General features: G+C 38.9%; 17 protein-coding genes. 13 read left to right on the plus strand and 4 right to left on the minus strand.

What is annotated here, in order from left to right:
• Positions 1–253 precede the first annotated feature (253 nt).
• From J2S11_RS18885 to J2S11_RS18905, 5 genes are all read left to right on the plus strand, one after another.
• Positions 254–799: a hypothetical protein gene (locus J2S11_RS18885; RefSeq protein WP_307397255.1), complete on the plus strand. Its 546-nt coding sequence runs from the start codon at positions 254–256 to the stop codon at positions 797–799.
• A gap of 279 nt (positions 800–1,078) precedes the next feature.
• Entirely contained in the window at positions 1,079–1,696 is a 618-nt protein-coding gene (locus J2S11_RS18890) for an HAD family hydrolase (RefSeq protein WP_307397257.1), read from the plus strand.
• A 274-nt stretch (positions 1,697–1,970) separates the two neighbouring features.
• On the plus strand, positions 1,971–4,514 hold the full coding sequence (gene uvrA / locus J2S11_RS18895) for an excinuclease ABC subunit UvrA (RefSeq protein ID WP_307397259.1): 2,544 nt from the start codon (positions 1,971–1,973) through the stop codon (positions 4,512–4,514).
• Between the two features lie 214 nt (positions 4,515–4,728).
• A complete protein-coding gene (locus tag J2S11_RS18900) occupies positions 4,729–5,496 on the plus strand; it encodes an ABC transporter ATP-binding protein (protein ID WP_307397260.1) in 768 nt (255 codons plus the stop codon).
• Between the two features lie 12 nt (positions 5,497–5,508).
• Complete coding sequence (locus tag J2S11_RS18905) at positions 5,509–7,374, plus strand: ABC transporter permease (RefSeq protein ID WP_307397263.1); 1,866 nt, start codon at positions 5,509–5,511, stop codon at positions 7,372–7,374.
• A gap of 19 nt (positions 7,375–7,393) precedes the next feature.
• Here J2S11_RS18905 and J2S11_RS18910 read toward each other — a convergent pair whose 3' ends face one another.
• Both J2S11_RS18910 and J2S11_RS18915 read right to left on the minus strand, forming a co-directional pair.
• Complete coding sequence (locus tag J2S11_RS18910) at positions 7,394–8,593, minus strand: hypothetical protein (RefSeq protein ID WP_307397265.1); 1,200 nt, start codon at positions 8,591–8,593, stop codon at positions 7,394–7,396.
• Between the two features lie 65 nt (positions 8,594–8,658).
• Positions 8,659–9,111, minus strand: coding sequence for a GNAT family N-acetyltransferase (locus tag J2S11_RS18915; protein ID WP_307397301.1), 453 nt, complete (start codon positions 9,109–9,111; stop codon positions 8,659–8,661).
• Positions 9,112–9,208: 97 nt separating this feature from the next.
• Between J2S11_RS18915 and J2S11_RS18920 the strand changes: the two genes are divergently transcribed.
• The 6 genes from J2S11_RS18920 to J2S11_RS18945 all read left to right on the plus strand — a co-directional run bounded on the left by J2S11_RS18920 (position 9,209) and on the right by J2S11_RS18945 (position 15,185).
• Positions 9,209–10,075: an arylamine N-acetyltransferase gene (locus tag J2S11_RS18920; protein WP_307397267.1), complete on the plus strand. Its 867-nt coding sequence runs from the start codon at positions 9,209–9,211 to the stop codon at positions 10,073–10,075.
• Positions 10,076–10,108: 33 nt separating this feature from the next.
• A complete protein-coding gene (locus tag J2S11_RS18925; RefSeq protein ID WP_307397269.1) occupies positions 10,109–11,407 on the plus strand; it encodes a glycosyltransferase in 1,299 nt (432 codons plus the stop codon).
• Positions 11,408–11,469: 62 nt separating this feature from the next.
• Entirely contained in the window at positions 11,470–12,570 is a 1,101-nt protein-coding gene (gene ddlA, locus J2S11_RS18930; RefSeq protein ID WP_307397270.1) for a D-alanine--D-alanine ligase, read from the plus strand.
• Between the two features lie 136 nt (positions 12,571–12,706).
• Positions 12,707–13,141 carry an NUDIX domain-containing protein gene (locus J2S11_RS18935; RefSeq protein ID WP_307397302.1) on the plus strand — a complete coding sequence of 145 codons (435 nt, stop codon included), beginning with the start codon at positions 12,707–12,709 and terminating at the stop codon, positions 13,139–13,141.
• A 93-nt stretch (positions 13,142–13,234) separates the two neighbouring features.
• The gene (fabI, locus tag J2S11_RS18940; protein ID WP_307397271.1) at positions 13,235–14,032 is read left to right on the plus strand and encodes an enoyl-ACP reductase FabI; all 798 of its coding nucleotides are present in this window, start codon (positions 13,235–13,237) and stop codon (positions 14,030–14,032) included.
• A 355-nt stretch (positions 14,033–14,387) separates the two neighbouring features.
• On the plus strand, positions 14,388–15,185 hold the full coding sequence (locus J2S11_RS18945; RefSeq protein ID WP_307397273.1) for a GTP pyrophosphokinase: 798 nt from the start codon (positions 14,388–14,390) through the stop codon (positions 15,183–15,185).
• A 107-nt stretch (positions 15,186–15,292) separates the two neighbouring features.
• Here J2S11_RS18945 and J2S11_RS18950 read toward each other — a convergent pair whose 3' ends face one another.
• Positions 15,293–16,057: a DUF2087 domain-containing protein gene (locus J2S11_RS18950; protein ID WP_307397275.1), complete on the minus strand. Its 765-nt coding sequence runs from the start codon at positions 16,055–16,057 to the stop codon at positions 15,293–15,295.
• A gap of 338 nt (positions 16,058–16,395) precedes the next feature.
• On the opposite strand from J2S11_RS18950, the gene J2S11_RS18955 reads away from it, so the two are divergent.
• Complete coding sequence (locus J2S11_RS18955; RefSeq protein WP_307397277.1) at positions 16,396–18,015, plus strand: M20/M25/M40 family metallo-hydrolase; 1,620 nt, start codon at positions 16,396–16,398, stop codon at positions 18,013–18,015.
• A 219-nt stretch (positions 18,016–18,234) separates the two neighbouring features.
• Here J2S11_RS18955 and eno read toward each other — a convergent pair whose 3' ends face one another.
• Positions 18,235–19,473: a phosphopyruvate hydratase gene (eno, locus tag J2S11_RS18960; protein ID WP_307397279.1), complete on the minus strand. Its 1,239-nt coding sequence runs from the start codon at positions 19,471–19,473 to the stop codon at positions 18,235–18,237.
• Between the two features lie 133 nt (positions 19,474–19,606).
• Between eno and J2S11_RS18965 the strand changes: the two genes are divergently transcribed.
• Positions 19,607–20,503 (plus strand): LysR family transcriptional regulator, encoded by an 897-nt coding sequence (locus tag J2S11_RS18965; RefSeq protein WP_307397281.1) that lies wholly within the window; start codon positions 19,607–19,609, stop codon positions 20,501–20,503.
• Positions 20,504–20,638: the final 135 nt, after the last annotated feature.

Consider the following 20,638-nt stretch of genomic DNA (forward strand, 5'->3'; position numbering starts at 1 on the left):
AGGCAGATTAATTGAAGAAATAGAACGATATATGACATTAATATAATAATTAATTATTGTTATAAATGAATGAATAGAAGCAAATTTCTTGAGGGAAATTGGACTTAAAGATTTGCGGAAATAATATATGTATGTTAATATTATCCATGGCTATGATGCCAAAAATTAGATAAAATAATATATTTATATAGCATGAAATTAATAATCTTGATTAAATTTATTAATTATTAATAATATTATAAGGAGGGCTTTGATGATGAGGTTTACTAGATTAATATTTGCAATTATTCTATTGCTACTTATGTTTACAACTAGTGTTTCGGCAAACTCCCTTAACCCTAACGAAGTTGTAGTAAAAGCTTATGATGCGTTAGTAAAGGGAAATATAAATGAGTATGTGAGTTACACAATTGACGAAAGGTTTTTTTCAGAGGAAGCGGCTTTTACTTTATATAAAGAAAATCACTCATCTAATCCTTTGCTTAACTATGAAATAACAGCTGAAGAAAAAATTAACGAAACTTTGTACAAATTCACTCTAAAATTTGAATATAAATCTGGTACAATAATTGAGCATCCTGTTTTAGTAAAGGAGTTTGATGGTAGGTGGGTACAATATATTTCCAATGAACCTTTTGGAAATGACGAAGTAAACTTTTTAAGAAGCGAAACAGCACGAGAAATCATTAGTGGAAATGTATCTGGTCTTGTTACTGTATTCACTTTGAGTGAGCATCCGAGTAACGTGTATATGCGCTTTACTGGTTCTGGAAGTTCACAAGGGGCTTTATATCACTAAGGTTAATTAAAAAAGAATTCTATCTCGATTCAACAAAACAAACTAAAACCTTTAAATACTAAACAGAGGTTTCTTCTAAACTGTGTTAAGATACATAGAGAAGTACCTCTGTTTTTTTGAAAGTTACTTTTATTGATGCACATTTCCGCAAGTGTGAGACATTCCTTCTACATACATTTTTTATATAACCTTAACTCCTAAAAATCTAGACGTTTTAAAAAAAAAGAGTTTTATACAAGATTCATGAACTGAGTTGTATAATTATTGAGGGGGATTTACATGGATAGTATTATTTTCGATCTGGATGGGACTTTGTGGGATTCTACTGACATGGTATTAGAGGCTTGGAATCATATTCTTCAGTCGGATCACAGCAATCAAAAGTCTATTACTAAGGAAGAGTTTCAAAGTGTAGTCGGTATGCAAGTTCAAGAGATAGGGAAGAGATTATTTCCCAATATGGATGAAACGGAACTAAATCAGTTCTTAGAGAAGTGCAATCAGAGTGAATGTGATGTACTTACGAGTCAGGGAGGCGTACTGTATGATAGGCTGGAGTCTGTACTTAAAGCACTTTCTAAAAAGTATAAGCTGTTTATCGTGAGCAATTGTCAGGCTGGTTATATAGAAGCTTTTTATGCGTTCCATCAGCTTGAAAAGTACTTTGTAGATTACGAGAATCCTGGAAGAACTGGACTATCAAAAGGCGAGAATATTAAGCTTGTCATCGAGAGGAACAATCTGCAAGCAGCTATATATGTTGGAGACACGGAAGGGGATCAAAAAGCCGCCGAGTTTGCTGGTATTCCATTTGTTTACGCTAGGTATGGCTTTGGTCAAGCAAGCCGATATGATTTTGTCATTGATCGGTTAGATCAGTTGGTAGATATTCTATAATCTCATTCCTTTCAAAAACCGCTTCGGCGGTTTTTTAGTTTTGATATTAGTTCAGTTTAAATACTAAATAAAAAGATTAAAGGAGCGTGCTAAGGTTTTGCGAACGGATAAATGATATGTCACTAATTATTCTTTAGGAATAAACCTACAAATGATAAGAGGTATAAATTTTTTGAGCTACTCTAATATGGCAAGAAAGATACGCCAAACATTATCAATTGCATGAAAGTTATATAATAAGGTTGGAAATGATCTTGGAGTAGGAGGAAAATATATGAGTGGTGAAAAGCTACAAAGTCTAAAGGCTAAAGAATCTATAATGATTAAAGGAGCTAGGGAAAATAACCTCAAAAATATCTCTCTGGAGATTCCCAAGCACAAGCTAGTCGTTATTACGGGTCCTTCGGGTTCGGGCAAATCTACATTGGCGATGGACACGCTTCAAAGGGAGTGCCAGAGGCAATACATGGAGTCGATGGGAATGGTGACGGACTCTCTGAACAAGCCAAAGGTGGATTCAATTGCTGGGCTAGCACCTTCCATTAGTGTAGGACAGCATGTGACCAACCGTAACCCGCGCTCAACTGTGGGTACGGTGACGGATATCTACACCTATATGAGAGTCATATTTGCTAAGCTTGGAGAGCGTTCCTGTCCATCCTGTGGAACGAAGGTCAAACCTCCGGTACAAGGAGAGGAAGGAAGCGAGCCATTGGCTCTGCAGGAGGATGAAGAGGAGGGGTATTATCAGCAAGAGTATGTAAGCTGTCCGAACTGTAAGCACAGGCTTCCTGCTCTGAGGATGACTCACTTTTCTTTTAATAAGCCTGAGGGGGCTTGTTCTACCTGTAGTGGGCTTGGTACAGTTGCTAGCTTAAATATGGGACTCGTATTTGAAGGAGATAAAAGTATACGTGAAGGTGCAGTAACCCTGTGGGGTGGCATGTACAAGGAGTATAATCTAAGCATTTTGGACGCAGCAGCGAAGCACTACGGATTTACCTTCGATGGAGATATACCTTTAAACCAGTTTACAGAGATTCAGCGTGATGTTCTATACTATGGGGTTGAGAGTGATGAATTCATTAAGCACTTTCCAGATGTTCAAGCTCCAAAAGCAGTAGGTAAAGGGAAGTTTGAAGGAGTGGTGACAGGGATTTGGCGAAGATATCAGGAGAAGGGTGGCGATCAGGGAAGTGGGGAGGCTGAGCTTTTCCACGAGCAGCTTTGTCCAGATTGCCAAGGAGCCAAATTAAAGAAGGAGATTCGGGAGATTACCGTCCTAGATGCATCTATTACAGAAGTGTCTGCATGGTCGTTAGAGCAAGCCTATGAATGGCTAAAGAGATTAAAGGGCGATTTACCAGAAAGAGAGTTAGGTATAGTAGGGCCTATTTTGGAGGATTTACCGAGTAGAGTAGGACGTGTCATAGATGTTGGGCTGGGTTATCTTTCACTTGATAGACAAGCTATCACATTATCTGGTGGGGAAGCACAGCGTCTTAGGCTAGCGTCACTCCTAGGATCAGGGCTGACAGGAGTTTTATACATTTTAGATGAACCAACTGCAGGCTTACATCCGAGAGATACTGAAGGGCTAATTAAAGTGTTGATGCAGCTCAGAGATTTAGGGAATACGGTGCTGGTCATTGAGCATGATGTAGAGGTGATGCGCCGGGCAGATCATGTTATCGATATCGGACCTGGAGCAGGTAGCTTTGGTGGAACGGTAGTGGGCCAGGGGAGCTTAGACGAGCTTATGGAGCAAGAGCAGTCTGTGACAGGTGCTTTCCTCAGGTCAGAGCAGCAGCGGTTAGGTAAATGGAATCGAAGAAAGGCAAATGGACAACTAACCATTGAGGGGGCACGATTACGAAATTTAAAGAACATCGACGTAAGCCTGCCGTTAGGGTGCCTCGTTTCAGTGACCGGTGTATCAGGTTCTGGGAAATCGACTCTCCTGTTTGAACTCTTAGCTAAGGGGAAGGATAAAGTCCCTAGTGAAGGGTATGATCATTTGGCTGGCTTTGAGCAAATAGAGAGCTTGATCATGGTGACTCAAGCTCCGCTTACAAGAATGCAGAGATCAAACGTAGCAACGTACACAGATGTTTTCACAGCGTTGAGAAATCTGTATGCCAGCTTACCTGAGGCAAGAGAAAAGAAGCTTACATCAAAACACTTTTCATTTAACACGGCTGGTGGTAGGTGTGAAAACTGTCAAGGCTTAGGTATCGTAACGGTGCATATGCACTTCCTGCCTGAGATAGAGGTACGCTGTCCAGTTTGCCTGGGAAAACGATTTAAGGAGGAAATCTTAAGGGTTACGTATCAAGGAAAGACAATTTCGGATATTCTAGATCAGACCATTCAAGAGAGCCTAGAGCTATTGAAGGATCAAAAGAAGGTTGCCGAACAAATTAAGCTACTATGTGAGGTAGGTCTCGGCTATCTGAAATGGGGGCAATCAGTCAAAACCCTGTCTGGTGGAGAGGGGCAAAGGATTAAGCTTGCCAAGGAGTTAGGTAAAAAAACAACTAAACGTACACTGTACTTGTTGGATGAACCGACCACTGGCTTACATCCTATAGATGTGGAGCGACTGTTGGTTTTACTTAACAAATTAGTTGACGCTGGACATACGGTAATGGTTGTAGAGCATAATCTAGAGTTCATTCGAGCTTCAGACTGGATTGTAGATATTGGTCCAGAGGGAGGAACAGCAGGAGGAACAGTGTTAGCTTCAGGAACACCAGAGGACGTATCCAAGGTTGAAGCTTCTTATACGGGGAGATTTTTGAGAGAAGAGCTTAGCTAAAATATCTAATTGTTAGCTTATTGTTAAAGCCTATAAGACACAGAAGTTTTGTGTTTTATAGGCTTTTTATGATTTCAATTTAAAGTTTTTCTACTTGTAACTTTTACAAAGCTAGATCGTTTTTATGTACATGAAGATTTCTTGCATGGATCGATTATTAGTCACTCATGCGAAAATCCGTCTATAGAAGTGAATAGCGAAAGGGAGGAACAACATGCTACGACCAGTGGTAGATATTTCAAATGTTCAGAAGATATACGGAAAGAAAACGGAGAATCAGCATTATGCTCTAAATGGGGTATCCCTAACGATTGACCAAGGTGAGTTTGTAGGAATAATGGGGCCATCGGGAGCGGGAAAGACAACATTACTTAATGTGATCTCAACACTAGACCAGCCGACAAGCGGTACGATCAAAATCTCAGGAACTGACCTAACACAAATGAATCAGACTCAGCTTGCTGATTTTCGCTCAGAGAAGCTAGGGTTTATTTTTCAGGAGTTTAACTTACTCGAAAATCTAACCATCTATGAAAATATTGCTTTACCCCTTTCTTTACAAGGCGTTTCATCTAAAAAAATCAAACCGAGTGTAGAGAATGTGGCTAGGAAATTAGGGATTATGGAAACTCTTAATAAGTATCCAACAGCCGTATCTGGAGGGCAAAAGCAAAGGGCTGCCGCTGCGAGAGCTATCGTGCATGATCCAGCATTAATTCTTGCTGATGAACCTACAGGCTCATTAGATACTAAAAATGCAAAAAGCTTGCTTGGTGCGATGGAGGATTTGAATGAGCAGCATGACGTTACCATTATGATGGTCACTCATGATCCTTTTAGTGCAAGCTATTGTAAAAGAATTCTATTTATCCAGGATGGAGCGATCTATAAGGTCATACATCGAACAGGTAGTAAACAAGAGTTCTATCAGGAAATATTGGATGTGCTTTCAGAGGTAGGTACGTCTAAGGCGATGGAATAGGGGGAAGAAGGAATGCTAGCCAAATTATCTTTTTTAAGCATGCGTAAGATGCTTAAGGACTATATTGTTTTACTATTTGGATTAACGATTTCGATCTCGATATTCTATATGTTTCAAACACTATCTCTAAATAGAGATTTTATTGAAGGAAACTCCTTAATTAACTCGATAGGTTTAGTTTTTAATGTAGGGACGTTTATTCTTGCCTTCATTACATTTTTCTATATTTTTTATGCTACTTCCTTCATTCTATCCTTGCGTCAAAAAGAGCTAGGGATGTACATGATGCTAGGTGCTAAGAAGCCTAAGGTGACCCAATTAGTCTTTTTCGAAACGGTGACAATTGGAATCATCTCCATCGTCATTGGGTTGCTCGTTGGTAGTGGCTTAGCTAATGGGGTAGCTGGACTATTAATGGCTCAGCTAGGCTTTAGTGCTGAGGGATTTAAGCCTGTGTTTATTCCATCGATAGTAACCACGGTAATCTTCTACATGATTCTGTTCTTTTTAACGGCATTTGTGAATGCTACGAAGCTTGCGAGAAAGTCTGTTTTAGCAAATATAAAAGCAGATGAGCAAGTGGAGGAAGTGCCGAAATTTGGAACTAAAACGTTTCTGGCAGCGATTCTTGGATTAATTCTATTAGGCATTGGCTACTCTTGTTTAATATTCATGGAGCAGCTAAGGGAAATAGGTCTTATCTTAGGAGCAGTTTGTACGACAGCAGGAACTTATTTAGTATTTATGTCTTTATTACCTGTCTTTGTAGCTAGCTTAAAAAAGAGACGTGGGCTTAATGAGAAAGGATTAAATTCGTTTACTTTAGCTCAGCTACGCTTTCGAGTGAAAAGCTTATCGAGAGTTTTAGGTACGGTAGCTATGCTTGTTGCCTTAGGAGTAGGGGCGATAGCAGGGGGATTTGCCTTTCATCATAACGTCGAGACGATGACCGTATATTTTAAAGCCAATGATATTGTACTTTATGCTCCAACTGAGGAGGACGAGCGTTTACTCAATGAGATGAATATTGTGGAGCAGCATGAGTATCGACTGAAGGTGGATGAAGAAGCTTTTTATCTACTAAAGGATGATTTATTAGCGTCACCACCGATGATTTATACGTACGCAGATGAAACAGACGAGGAGCCAGTCAGGCTAAGGGTGTCAGAGCCACTTTCAGATAGTGAATATGCATTATGGGATTATTCTGATGATGAAAGGCCTGTAGTACCTAATGAATGGTCTATAGCGATTGGGACTGAGTTAAACTTTTATTCCCCGATGTTCAATGGACGTGATGTGTTTATACTAGATCAAGAATTATATGATAGTGAAGACGGTTCGGAGCAGGTTATGTGGGTGGTGAATGTAGATCGATTTTCAGATTACTTACCCCAATTGCGTGTGCTTGACGAACGTCAGGAGGAGTTAGCCAAGGAGCTGTCTTCGGGTTATTTCGGCTGGCTTGGTTCAAAATATAGCTCCTACATTAATACGAAGGCTATTTCAGTAGGTACGATTTTTATGGGCTTTTTTCTTGGGATCGCCTTTTTGATGATGATGGCTAGTGTTCTTATGTTTAAGCTACTTTCTGATGCTAGTAAGGATATAAAGCGTTATGCGATGCTAAGAAAAATAGGGGTGCGAAAAAAGGTTCTCGTCCGTTCCATCTATAAAGAAATGTTATTTGTGTTTACCTTTCCAGCTTTACTAGGATTACTACATGTATTGATTGGAATGAACATGTTTTCATTTATTATAATTGATCCTTATGCTAAGATTTGGATTCCTATCGTCTTGTTCCTGGGAATATACAGCTTGTACTACTTTGTTACAGTTCAGCTGTATAAAGGAATTGTTTTACCGAAAAAAGAATAGCTTGAAGTATGGCAGCTCTTTATTTCCTGCGCCTTTTAGTTTCTCTTTCCTCAGATGAGGAGCTGTCCATACTTCTTTTTGCTGTTAAAGAAGGTTCGAAGCCCATCATTTCCAGCTTGGTATTCAAAAAATTGCGTAATCCCATATAAATGCTAAAGAAGCTTTCATTGTTCTGCTCATTCCACACAGAATAATCAATTCTCGTTATTTCCCAATGGTTTCTTTGGGAATCAATAGATACATCTAACCCTATCTTTCTAAAATTTTCTTGACTTCGACTATTTATTCTATAGGGGAGCACATCTCTATCATTATTCTGATCATAGGCAGCCTTTAGCTCCATTAGCTTTTCGTATATGACGTTTTGACGCTGCTGATAGCTTTCTTGTAAGTGTGCCTGTCTCTGCTCCTCCATTAAAATTTTCATTTCTGCGTCATGCTTCATACGTTCCTGAATACGTGCCAAGTCCTCGGTGGATAATGTCTGAGATGTCATATTTCTAAAGTCGATGCTGGGATAAACGGATTCAATCACGAGCGGGATGTTCTGATGATTAAGCCAATTTCCTTTTTTGCCCAAGATGTGACCAGCACTTTTACTTGCCGTTATATCAAGTAGCCCCATTTCTCCAGAGGGAAGAGTAATTAAGACATCAGGTCTTGTTCCGTCTAACAAATTGGTCACCTGTATCTCTACACCGTCCATACCGTTAATGACTGAATTAACCATTCCTTCAATAACATAGCCCGCAGCGGTGGACGGATGCATGGATTTGCTGTTGTTATCAAATTCGTATTTTCTCAGCGTGTACAAATCTATCTGAGCTTGACTAGCACCGTTATAATCTCCAGTCATAAAGCGAGTATAGGCACTATTGACCTCATCATCAATTTTTTGGGCGATATCCCATAGTTCTTTTTCTACGTCGGATGTAAGTGCCGTTTCGGCAGTTGGTTTGTGAAAGATGGGTGTACGCTGAGCAACTTCTGTTTCTGTGGAAGGTGAAGGGGGCATAACTTGTTGTGCTCTAAAAAGCTGCTCCACAGCTTGATTGCCGATTGTTCTTTGTAACTGTAAGAGAGAGTTTGAAGGAAGAGAATCTACATGTAGCTGGTTATAAGGATTATTTTCTGATTGCTGACGCATACCGTCATCTTTTTTCGTTGTTTTTGCTTGATTGACATGAGCATTTGCTTTTATGGGTACAGAATACTTCATTGTAATTACTTCCCTCACTTTCATTTACCTCTAGTTTTTAGAAAGGAATCTAATTTGCCGTATTCCTAAAGGTCTAGCGCCAAGCGTACCATATCCTGAAGTAGGATCCCATTATCATAAATGTCATCCTGATAATGTCTAGTGAAAAAATCCTTATCAATTCCTACCATTCTAAAGCCGCATTTTTGGTAGAGGGCTAGCTGTACAACGCCAGTGCTGCCTGTACCTACTTCTATCGTTTGAAACCCTGCTATCCTTGAGGTTTGAATGGCATGCTGCACAAGCTGCTTACCTATTCCTACTCCCTGTAATTTCTCTGAGACGGCAACATTTACTAATTCTATGGTTCCAGGTCTTGTAGGTAAAAGGACATAGACCCCTACGATATCTTTTTCTTTTTCAGCAATAAAACACTGTCCTCTCTGCATATAATCCTCGATATGCTGTTGGGAGGGATCGGCTAATAATAGTAGGGTCATAGGAGCAGGCTCTTCAGGTCTAAGCTTTCTTATTGTCATCATTTCCACATTTCATCTCCTTTACTATTATGTTGTGCTAGTTACAAAACAAGCATATAATAAGATTAAGTAAACATTTTAGTATAGAAAGTATTAAATGAAAGGAGGAATTTTTATAAAGACATTACCTGTTTGGGCATCGAACTATTTAAGAGTTCTTGGTTTATCGCAAAAGGAACCGACGTATGATTATCTAGTACAATTGTGTCAGGCTCATTTGTCTACATTGCCTTTTGAGAACATCAGTAAGATGCTATACTATAGGGATCAAGCAAAGAATAACTTTATCATACCATCTATTGAGACGTTTGTTGAGCATGCGGATACATATTCGTTTGGAGGCACTTGCTATACTCTAAACTCTCATTTTCAGCACTTACTAGATTATTTAGGTTTTTCGTGCTATCTAGTTATGCTAGGAAATGAACATATGGGAATCGTTGTTCAGCTTGATTGTGAAAAAGTGTATGTGGACTGTGGGGCAGCTGCCCCTATTTTTAAACCGGTGCGCTTTGAGAGTAATCACCAGAATGTTTCTGAATTTGCCGATGATAGAGTTCATATCCTTCCAGTAAACCCACAGCTTAGTAGTTATAAATATGTTCGGTATACTCAAGGGAAACAAAGTGGCAGGGACTGGGACTTTAAGGCGGATCAAAAGCAAACGATACAGGATTTTCAAGATGTGATCCAAGCGGCAAATAAACCAGGAACAACTTTTATGAAAATCCTACGCTGTCAATTATGGCAGACAGATAAAGGCAGAAGCGTTTCACTTATAAACAATCAATTTAGTATTCGGCACTCAGATGGTCGGGTTGAAAAGCACACCTTACAAACGACCTCAGAAATCGAGGCTGTATTGGAAAAGGAATTTTTACTTCCTAAGCTTCCAGTAAGGAAAGCGATTGACGTACTAGAAGAACTTAACATTCATATATTTAGCGGAGAGAAATCGAGGTAGTGGTTGGAATTAAAGAATAAGGGGCTATCACATATGAATAATCAATATAGATTTAAAAAAACAAAAGAAAATATAGATACGTCTTTTTTACAAAAACGTGGAAATAAGATTGGTACCTCCAATCAGCATGATGTCTCAGGGACACAAGCTATGTTTGGTGGACGTACCTTAGATCTTTTTCAGATGCAAAAGGCAATAGGGAACATGGCAGTGGCTCAATTAGTAAAAGAAGAACAGCAGGAGAAAGAGAGTGTACTCCAGCGAAAGGTAACGTTAAGGGAGAACAATACAGTCTATAGCTCACACTATAATAATTTAGATGAGCTAGAGAAGCTTGTACGTGAGAATTTAGTTGAACCTGGTGTTTATGATAAATTAGAGCCTACAATTATAGAACAGACACTAACTAGATTTGATTTTCAAAACAGAAGTTTTTCAACGATTTCTGCTTTGGTTTCTGCGGTTATAAAAGAAGTTAATCAGACCATAAGGGGCTCTTCTGCTTCAGTAGAAGAAAATGCACAAACTATTCCAAAGTATCTTCACCATTTTTGGGCGGGAGGATCGCTCTCGAAAGCGGCATTAACCAATTTATTTCACTGGCTAGCCAAAGCTAAAGATAATGGATGGGAACAGTACATTATGACAGACTCAATCATTAATGCTAACAGCATGTTTGAAGGCTCGAAACTAAATCATCAGCTAGAAATGTTAGGAGCAAGTGGAGCTACTATTGTAGATATGGCTCAGCTTCCTCTAAATACGGGATATGATGAACGAGATAACCCTGTTTCTAAAGCTTATCATCATTTGAGAGATAAGCTTTTTCTACAGGAGGGGAAAAGTAAGCTACCTTATATTTCTGACTTAGCCCGTTATGTTCAACTGTTTAATTTAGGAGGTGTCTATGCTGATGTAGATATTAGTCCTGGTCAGGTTGATTTATCCCGATCCTTACAGATGCCAGAAGAAACGGGTCGAGTCCCCTATTTAGGACCAGGTTTTCGAACGGAGGATGACGCTAGACGTAAAGGCTTGTTTAGTGAAGAGCCGGGGAAAAAAGAGGCTGCTCTACTTGGTTCGTTCCTGAATGAATATGCCATTGGTAACCATTTTATAGGAACAACACCTCGGAATCCTATCATTAGCTCAACAGCAGATGTTTTGTCTAAAAATATTTTAGAGAGTGGAGTAAGCAATGGTGGAATTGACGTCATGAAAGGGATGAGGAATAGTGGACTGGATCTTTCAGAATCGATTGCCCAATCAATTCCACCGTGGTTGATGGATGTGAATTGGGTTACGGAGGAAAGCAGCTCTATTGTAGATTAGTGCTTGCAGTTTGACTGTCTACGTTCAACTAGATTAGCAATATACAGTGAGGAGTGGAGAAAATGAGTAACAAGATACGTGTAGGCATTATTTTTGGTGGGAAATCGGCAGAGCATGAGGTGTCTCTACAATCAGCCAAAAATGTAATTGACGCGATAGATAAAAACAAATATGAGGTTGAGTTGATTGGAATAGATAAATCAGGAAAGTGGCATATTCATAGAGCTTCAGAGTTTCTCCTTAATGCAGAGAATCCGAAGCTGATTCAACTAAATCGTTCAAACGAAGGGATTGCTCTTGTACCTGGTGAGGATCAGAATCAACTACTTAATACAACTCAAGCAAAAAGCCTGAGTCAGGTAGATGTGGTTTTTCCTATCCTTCATGGTCCCTTAGGGGAGGATGGCACGATTCAAGGGTTGTTAAAGCTAGCCAACCTTCCTTTTGTTGGGGCAAGTGTGCTCGGTTCCGCGATTAGCATGGATAAGGATGTGGCTAAGCGTTTGCTTAGGGATGCAGGTATTCCAATTGCAGATTTTGTTTCCGTGAGTAAGGCATCTGCAAAAAGGATAACATTTGATCAGCTGAAAAGTAAGCTTGGAGCACCATTATTTATCAAGCCTGCAAACCTTGGATCCTCTGTAGGAGTAAGTAAAGTAAATAACGAAGAGGAGTTCAATCAGGCTCTTAAGGATGCCTTTAAGTATGATAATAAGGTATTGGTTGAAGAATTTGTTAAGGGAAGAGAGATAGAATGCTCTGTGCTTGGAAATGAAGATCCAATGGCTTCAGTAGCAGGTGAAATTCTCCCTCAACAAGATTTTTACTCCTACGAGGCTAAATATATTGATGAAAATGGGGCTTTACTCCAAATTCCAGCAGATATATCTGATGAAATGACAAAGCGTGTTCAAGCTATGGCTATAGAGGTATTTCAGGTATTGTGCTGTGAAGGGATGGCGCGAGTTGACTTTTTCTTGAAAGAGGATGGACAGCTCATTGTGAATGAAATCAATACGATTCCTGGCTTTACTAAAATCAGTATGTATCCAAAGCTATGGGAGGTTAGTGGATTGTCTTACCCTGAGCTAATCAAGCGCTTAATTGAGCTTGCTCGAGAGAGGTTTGAACGTGATCAAGAGCTGAAGAGTACGTATGATTGATTTTATGGACGAAAATGAGGATTTATTTAAAAGGTACATAATGATTAAGGAACAAGTTCTCAATCAGTATAAATAATCTTTTTCATAAATACAGAAATGAATGCCTGCAGTAAAAGGAGAGGTCAAATTGAAGCGAGTGGATGTAGCCATAGCCTTACTATTTAATGAAGCATCGAACGAAGTATTGCTGGTAAGAAATAAAAAGGGGGATTCTTCTTACTGGAGTCTGCCAGGAGGAGCCGTTGAATTAGGAGAATCGTTGCACGAAGCAGTGATACGAGAAGCTAAGGAAGAGACTGGATTAGACATAGAAGTGTTAGGGCTTCATTCAGTTAGAGAAGCTTATTTTATAGAAAGAGGACATCACGCTTTATTGTTTACCTTCCATTCTAAAGTAACTGGTGGAGAGCTATGTGTTGATGATCCTGACCAAGATATTATTGAAGTAGAATGGGTTGATCTTGAAACAGCAAATAAGAGAATGCCTTATTTACCAATGCCGTTAAAAGCACCAGACTTTCTTTTAAAGGAACAAAATGCGCAGTATATTTTTCAGGGGAAGGTTGACTAGCTACAGTAGCTAGCACCTAAGTCATTGCATGATATGAAATTTGCTTAGAAATAAGTTATAATACCATAGTAATGTTTGAGACTTAGTACACATATGATATGCAGGGAGGAAATAAGATTGTCAGAGTTAATGAAGAATAAAATCATTGTAGTTATGGGTGTAGCGAATGAAAGAAGTATTGCTTGGGGGATTGCCCAATCCTTACATAAGCAAGGAGCCAAGCTAATTTTTACATATAGAAAAGAGCGTTCATTTGAAAAGCTTAAATCTTTACTTGAAAAAGAGGATGTCAAGCCGTTGCTTACGGTTGCCTGTGATGTGTTGGATGATCAAAGCCTTGAGCAGGCTTTCTCAACGATTAAAGAAGAGGTAGGAACGATCCACGGTGTGGTTCATTCTGTGGCTTTCGCAGATAAGGATGAACTAAAAGGTGAGTATGTAGATACATCTAGAGAGGGATACCTTTTAGCTCAAAATTCTAGTGCTTTTTCATTGGTAGCTGTGGCTAGAGAAGCCAAAAAGTGTATGGACCAAGGTGGAAGCATTGTGACTCAAACATATATTGGTTCAGTACGAGTGGTGAAAAACTATAATGTCATGGGTGTTGCGAAGGCAGCTCTAGAGGCAAATGTAAGATATTTAGCGGAGGACTTAGGGAAATATGGAATCCGTGTCAACGCAGTTTCTGCAGGTCCAATTCGTACATTAGCAGCAAAAGGGGTATCCGGATTTAATCAAATTATGTCTAAAATCGAAGAGAATGCTCCGCTTAGAAAAAATGTTGATCAAGGTGAAGTTGGTGATGCTACTATGTTTTTACTAAGCGACTTATCCAGGGGAGTGACTGGAGATATTATCCACGTTGATGCTGGTTACCATATTATGGGTTAAGTCTGGTGTAGGTGAATGAATAGAATTTCAAATATATTATGGTGAGTAGAACGTTGAGCTACAAATTGTTTTGTGGCTCTTTTTTTATTTTTTACCCGAACCACAATTCTTTCACAAAGGAGTCACTAGACGACACTTCTTGTCCATAAGAAAAAGTGCTAGAATAAAGAGGAAGTATAAATCCAAGCCAATGCAAGGCTATATTTTTCCTAAAAAAGGGTAAGCAAGAAATAACAAGGACATAAACGCAACTAGTTAAGTAATTCGTGATGAATAATGAATAATAAATGCAACAGTTGGTTTGAAAGAGACATACAATGATTTAGCTGATCCAAGAGTTGAAAGGAGCTTAGGGATGACAGAGCTACAGGTTGAGCAATTTAAACGAGTTAGAAAAGAAATGACGAGATTTATGATGCTATATAAATTTGCATTAGATGAAATGGAAACAAAAATAGAAATTCTAAAGGAAGAGTTTCAATTACTACATGATTACAATCCGATTGAGCATACCAAGTCTAGAGTTAAATCTCCTGAAAGCATTATGAGGAAAATTTACCGAAAAAATATCAATTTAACTTTTCCTAATATCAAGGAAAGTATCAAGGATATTGCAGGAATTAGAATTACTTGCTCTTTTATATCAGATATTTATCGTATTAGTGATATGCTTAGGAAACAGACTGACCTTAAGATATTAGAGGTGAAGGATTACATCAAAAATCCAAAGCCTAACGGGTATCAAAGTCTGCATTTGTTGGTAGAAGTGCCGATCTACATGTCTAACGGACAGGAATATGTATGTGTTGAGATCCAGATTCGGACCATTGCTATGGATTTCTGGGCTAGTCTAGAGCATAAGATTTTTTATAAATACAATGAAGAGGTCCCTAAGCAGCTTCTTTTAGAGCTGAAGCAAGCAGCTGATTCTGCGGCAGCATTAGACCAGCAAATGGAGAGGTTACACAAGGATATCCACGCGATTAAAGAAGAAAAATCGGCAGATGGTGTGGGAGAAGAGTTTACTAAAATTATGATTAATAATCAGCAGTTTTCTCTCCCCTCTGCTTTAATGAATCTTATAGAAGCAAATCCTGCTAAGGAAGTACCACCGGTAAAGGAAATAGATCCTAATAAATCGGACGAAGAATGATTAAAGATAAACAAAAAAAGAATAAATAAAGAATGATAGAGTGTTAAAAAGAAGGGGCTTCAATGTTGCCTCTTCTTTTTGTACTAAAAATATGCTGAGCAGTGATATTAATTTGATCTAATCCAGTATGTGCTCCCATCATCCTGACGACCTAAGAAGCCATAGTCAATGAGGTATCTTCTAAGAACTACGTAGTCATCGTATACATTTTTGAGGATGTCATTGATTTCTTTCTCTGTATATGGTCGATTAGCCTCAAACCTCTTCACAATGTGTAGCAATATAGCTAGCTTTCTTTTTTGCTTTTTTGGAAACTCAGCTAATGGACCATCTAATCCATCGGGGAAGTAAGTGCTAAGGATTTTCTCGTTTTCCTGCTCGGTAATAGCATAGCGTTGATCATACATGTTGGGTGTGCGATGTGTTGAGATAAATTTGTCTTCTGGCCTTGCTTTTTCTTCTGCTAGCTCCATAATAGCCAAATAAATTTTAGATGCCTTCATGCCCTCGCGGAGCAAAAAACGATAATTACGAATGGTAGAGGCACTTCCTGCACCTGTTTCCTTCATAATTTCATTGTCATTAAGACCTTCTTGGTACAATTGAACAACTTTCTTTTGTTTATCCGTTAATCCAGTATACTTTTTATCTAAGCTTAGGAGATAATGGAAGACAGAGGTATGCTCATTAACTATGTGTAATCGAGTGAATTTTTCAGCCTCATAAAAGACACCATCTTCTTCATAAACAATTCCTTTAGTAAATTGTTGACCACATATTAAGCAAGTGTAATTCTCTGCATTGTGATCATATCGATAACCCGTTTTCAGCTCCTCTAAGGAAGCATCCCAAATTAGCTGTAAAGAATTCATGTTCAAACAAACTCCTTTATCGTTTGTGTTATTAATAGATATATTATATTAACGTTTAAATAAAATCAAGGTGATTTATTGGATAGTCTTAAGACTAACCTTTACCATCCATCATCATCGTTCCTATTGAAATTGCTGACATACTAAATGAATGAAGTTTTTTGCCAACAAATGAGTTAACGGATTGAAAGAATGAAAGCTTGTTAAATCCATATTTGAATACTAAGATGAGGATATAGCTAGATAAAACGATAAAAAGAAATAACAGCCAATTTAATTGTGCTTAGGATGGCCGCTTTTTAAGAATTGTATATTGGGATAAAAGGAGAGGGAAGAGTATGAAATGGGCGACGAAGGATCAAAAGATGAATTTATTACAGGAGCTCGTCCGTATTCCAAGCGTGAGTGGATCGGAGGCTGAGAAGCAGTTCTCACATATTTTAGCGGATAAGCTAAGAGGGTTAAGCTATTTTCAAGAGGTTGAGGAACATTTAAACATTCATGAAACAGGTGACGGACGGTCGTTTGTAACGGCTCTAGTAAAAAGTAAGAAAGAAACACGAAAAACAGTTGTCTTACTTAGCCATTTTGATGTGGTAGAGGTTGAGTGTTATGGAGAGTTAGAGGAACATGCCTTTGATATAGAGAAGCTTACAACACTAATCTATTCAAAAAAAGACATGCTGCCTGATGAGGTGAAAAGTGACCTAGAGCTTGGAGAATGGTGGTTTGGACGTGGTGTGATGGACATGAAATGTGGGCTTGCCATACATGTTTCTCTAATTGAACAGGCAAGTAAGGGTGAATTTGAAGGAAACCTTTTGCTTCTTACTGTACCTGACGAGGAGGTCAACTCTGTTGGCATGAGAGCAGCAGTACCAGCCCTAGTAGCTCTTGCAGAAGAGCATGAACTCGAGTACGAGCTGTTAATAAACTCAGAGCCGATGGATCTGCGTACCTCTGGAGATAGAAATCATTATTTGGAAATGGGATCTGTCGGTAAGGCTCTTCCAGCGTTTTTTTGCTATGGTAAAGAAACACATGCGAAGGAGCCTTTGAACGGATTGAATGGAAACTATATGGCCTCCGTGGTTACATGTGAAATGGAGCTGGAGGATTCTTTTTCTGAACCCCTAGAATCTGAGCTAACCCCTCCACCAACCAATCTTATTCAAAATGACCTGCTAAAAGAGTACTCCGTAACAATACCGTATCGTGCCGTGACCATGTTTAATCTTTTTTTAGTAGAGAAGACAGTAGAAGAATACGTTGAGCCGCTATTAGGTGTAGCTAAAAGGTCAGCAAAAATCATAGAGCAACGACATGCTGGAAAAGTGAGAAGGTATGGCTTATCAGAGGGGATAGCTGAAGTAAAAGTGAGGGTTTTTCAATATGAAGAATTATACCGCTATGCCTGTGAAACATACACAAAGGAAAGAGTAGATCAGCTCATAGAGCAGGAATGGAAGAAAGCAGATTCATTCATGGAGGATCGTCAGTTGGCTACGATGCTGGTGGATGTACTTGCTTTATTATGTAAGGACCTAGCACCCATGATTGTTTTTTTCTTTGCACCACCTTATTATCCATCCATTAGCTCTCATAAGAATTCATTCTTACAGGATATCTGTACAAAGTTAAGTGATTATACGGAGACAACCTACGGATTTTCTTTACTCCACCAAAACTATCATTCAGCAATGATGGATCTTAGCTACGTAGGCTCCGCTACGATGTCAAAGTCAAATAAAATCCTTACAAAGAATATGCCGTTGTGGGAGAAGGGTTATACGATTCCTTTTGAAGCGATGGAGAAATTCAGTATTCCTGTTTTGAATCTTGGTCCATACGGCTTTGATCCGCATAAATGGACAGAACGCCTAGAACTAACATACTCATTTGAAGTGCTTCCTGATCTGTTAACAAAGTGTTTGCATCAAGTTTTTCAAAAGAGTTAGGGAGTAGGTTATTACAATGAACAGACATTTAAGAAAAGCTTCTATTGAAGCGTTCTCGAAGAGGCTGTCTAGTCCATCATTATAGGAGGCTTTTACATGCAGCCAGAATTTATAAAACTTGAGAAATCATTGCATCAAATTTTATAAATTCTTAGACTGTTAGAAAGCCACAAAAACCTCTATTATTAAGGCTTTTTGTGGCTTTTTGATTCTATACAATTAGGATAACTGCTCTTCAATCCGTATTAATTGATTATACTTGCTTAAGCGTTCACTTCTTGCTACAGAGCCTGCTTTAATTTGGCCTGAATTGGTGGCTACAGCAAGATCCGAGATAAAGCTATCCTCTGTATCCGCTGAACGATGTGACATTACGATACCGTAGCCAGCTTTTTGAGCTTCTTGAATGGTATCTAGTGTCTCAGTTAATGTACCAATTTGATTCGGTTTTATTAAAATAGCGTTGGCTACATGTTCTTGTATACCCTTCTTTAAAAAGCGTGAGTTTGTAACGAAGATATCGTCACCTACCAATTGAAGTTGTTCACCTAGCTGCTGAGTAAGGAGGCTCCAGCCGTCCCAATCCTGCTCATCAAGTCCATCTTCGATTGAAACAATCGGATAAATAGAAGCAAGATTTTTATAGTATTCAACCATCTCTTTGCTTTGTAGCTTCTTCCCTTCAAAATGATAATAGCCTCCATCGAAAAATTCACTCGCAGCTGGATCAAGCGCGATAGATATATCTATTCCCGGTCTATGTCCTGCTGCTTCAATCGCTTGAATGATGAATTGGATGGCTTCCTCACTTGTATCTAGACGTGGGGCAAATCCTCCCTCATCACCTACCGCTGTAACGAAGTCTTTTTCAGCAAGCAATCCCTTTAATTGATAGTAAACCTCGGCACCAAACCGTACCGCTTCTCTGAATGAATGGGCTCCATGCGGAACAATCATAAACTCTTGGATATCTATTCCTGAGTCAGCATGTGCTCCACCATTGATAATATTGAACAATGGTGTTGGCAAGGAACGTGAGCCTTGAATTCCACCAAGGTACTGATAAAGAGGGATGTTTAAGGTTGCAGCAGCAGCTCTTGAGCAAGCCAAAGACACACCAAGCATAGCATTTGCTCCAAGCCTACTTTTATTTTCTGTACCGTCTAGGCTAATCATTGAATGATCAATCTGCTTTTGATTAAAAACACTCAGACCTTGAAGCTGAGTTAAGATTTCTCCCTCTGCGTTTTGAATTGCTTTTGTAACCCCTTTTCCTAAGTACCTCTTTGGTTCCTTATCTCTGAGCTCAAGAGCTTCATTTTCTCCAGTTGATGCACCAGAGGGAACGGCAGCACGACCTAAAACCCCTTCAATCGTAATGACATCAACTTCAATCGTTGGGTTACCACGTGAATCAAGTATTTCTCTTCCTTTTATTTGTTTAATTAATCCTTGCATAACCAGTCCTCCTTTAATTCTTATAAATAACTGTTGTTCTGTTCATATCTTTAGCGTAAGATATAATTAAATATAAATAAAATATATATTATTACACATTACATATAAATAATTTATATAAGGAGATGAGGTTATGAATCTTCACGCTTTAAGATTGTTTTATACAGTAGCAAAGCTCGGTAGTGTGACTAGGGCTGCTGATGAGCTGAGAATTAGTCAGCCCGCGGTGACAAAGCAAATTAAACAATTTGAAAAGGACATTAGCACAACATTATTTGTACCTAGGAATCGAAGAATTCAGTTAACGGATGCAGGGGAAATCTTAGCTGAGCAAGCTGAGAAGCTCTTTTCATTAGAGCGTCAAATGGAAGCTTATTTAAAGGATTATGCACTCGGAAAGACGGGCACTATCCGTTTGGCAGCGACCTATTTACCGGCAAATTTCCTTATTCCAGCCTGGGCTGCTCAGTTCAAGAAGGAGCATGAGGATGTAGAGATGATGATTACAACGATGAACTCTAGAGAGGCTTTTAATCAATTGATCCATTTTGAAGCAGATGTAGCTGTTTTTGGCGGAGGAAAGGACGAGCAGGAAACAGATTTGATCCACTGGGACGAGCTTTTTCAGGATGAACTATGGTTTGTTGTTCCAAAAGGGCACCCGTTTGCAAATAAGGAAATATCTTTAGAGGAAATGGTAACTGTTCCATTTATCATGCGAGAGGAAGGTAGCTCTACAAGAGAAAGATTATTTGCCTTGTGTAAGACTTATCATGTAAAAGCACCTAAAATATCTCTACAGTTCAGTGGATTGAATGAATCAATAAGAGCTGTTTTAGCCGGGTACGGTGCGATTTTTATATCCTCACTTGTTGTACGTGATCTAGTAGAAAAAGGAGAACTATCACAGGTTTATGTAAAAGGGGTACAGTTGAAAAACAGTATCGCTATTTGGACTAGAAAAGGGGAGGTCTTAACACCTGCTGTACAAAGCTTTGTCGATTTAGTTAAGAGCAGTACCCATGTATAGTTAAATAGCTGATTTGATATTGAGGTGAGTGTAAAATAAATGAATCATAAACATATGAAGGATGATACATATCTTCAGAGAATATAGGAAAATGTTCATTCTTAGAAGGAAGTCTACTTTTATTGTAGAACTAGC

It is taken from the genome of Bacillus horti (assembly GCF_030813115.1).
Classification (GTDB): domain Bacteria; phylum Bacillota; class Bacilli; order Caldalkalibacillales; family JCM-10596; genus Bacillus_CH; species Bacillus_CH horti.

Excerpts from the sequence above, each read along its gene's own strand:
- J2S11_RS18885 (WP_307397255.1), top strand. The coding sequence starts at position 254 with ATGATGAGGTTTACTAGATTAATATTTGCAATTATTCTATTGCTACTT.
- J2S11_RS18890 (WP_307397257.1), top strand. The coding sequence starts at position 1,079 with ATGGATAGTATTATTTTCGATCTGGATGGGACTTTGTGGGATTCTACT.
- uvrA (WP_307397259.1), top strand. The coding sequence starts at position 1,971 with ATGAGTGGTGAAAAGCTACAAAGTCTAAAGGCTAAAGAATCTATAATG.
- J2S11_RS18900 (WP_307397260.1), top strand. The coding sequence starts at position 4,729 with ATGCTACGACCAGTGGTAGATATTTCAAATGTTCAGAAGATATACGGA.
- J2S11_RS18905 (WP_307397263.1), top strand. The coding sequence starts at position 5,509 with ATGCTAGCCAAATTATCTTTTTTAAGCATGCGTAAGATGCTTAAGGAC.
- J2S11_RS18910 (WP_307397265.1), bottom strand. The coding sequence starts at position 8,593 with ATGAAGTATTCTGTACCCATAAAAGCAAATGCTCATGTCAATCAAGCA.
- J2S11_RS18915 (WP_307397301.1), bottom strand. The coding sequence starts at position 9,111 with ATGACAATAAGAAAGCTTAGACCTGAAGAGCCTGCTCCTATGACCCTA.
- J2S11_RS18920 (WP_307397267.1), top strand. The coding sequence starts at position 9,209 with ATGAAAGGAGGAATTTTTATAAAGACATTACCTGTTTGGGCATCGAAC.
- J2S11_RS18925 (WP_307397269.1), top strand. The coding sequence starts at position 10,109 with ATGAATAATCAATATAGATTTAAAAAAACAAAAGAAAATATAGATACG.
- ddlA (WP_307397270.1), top strand. The coding sequence starts at position 11,470 with ATGAGTAACAAGATACGTGTAGGCATTATTTTTGGTGGGAAATCGGCA.
- fabI (WP_307397271.1), top strand. The coding sequence starts at position 13,235 with ATGATATGCAGGGAGGAAATAAGATTGTCAGAGTTAATGAAGAATAAA.
- J2S11_RS18945 (WP_307397273.1), top strand. The coding sequence starts at position 14,388 with ATGACAGAGCTACAGGTTGAGCAATTTAAACGAGTTAGAAAAGAAATG.
- J2S11_RS18950 (WP_307397275.1), bottom strand. The coding sequence starts at position 16,057 with ATGAATTCTTTACAGCTAATTTGGGATGCTTCCTTAGAGGAGCTGAAA.
- J2S11_RS18955 (WP_307397277.1), top strand. The coding sequence starts at position 16,396 with ATGAAATGGGCGACGAAGGATCAAAAGATGAATTTATTACAGGAGCTC.
- eno (WP_307397279.1), bottom strand. The coding sequence starts at position 19,473 with ATGCAAGGATTAATTAAACAAATAAAAGGAAGAGAAATACTTGATTCA.
- J2S11_RS18965 (WP_307397281.1), top strand. The coding sequence starts at position 19,607 with ATGAATCTTCACGCTTTAAGATTGTTTTATACAGTAGCAAAGCTCGGT.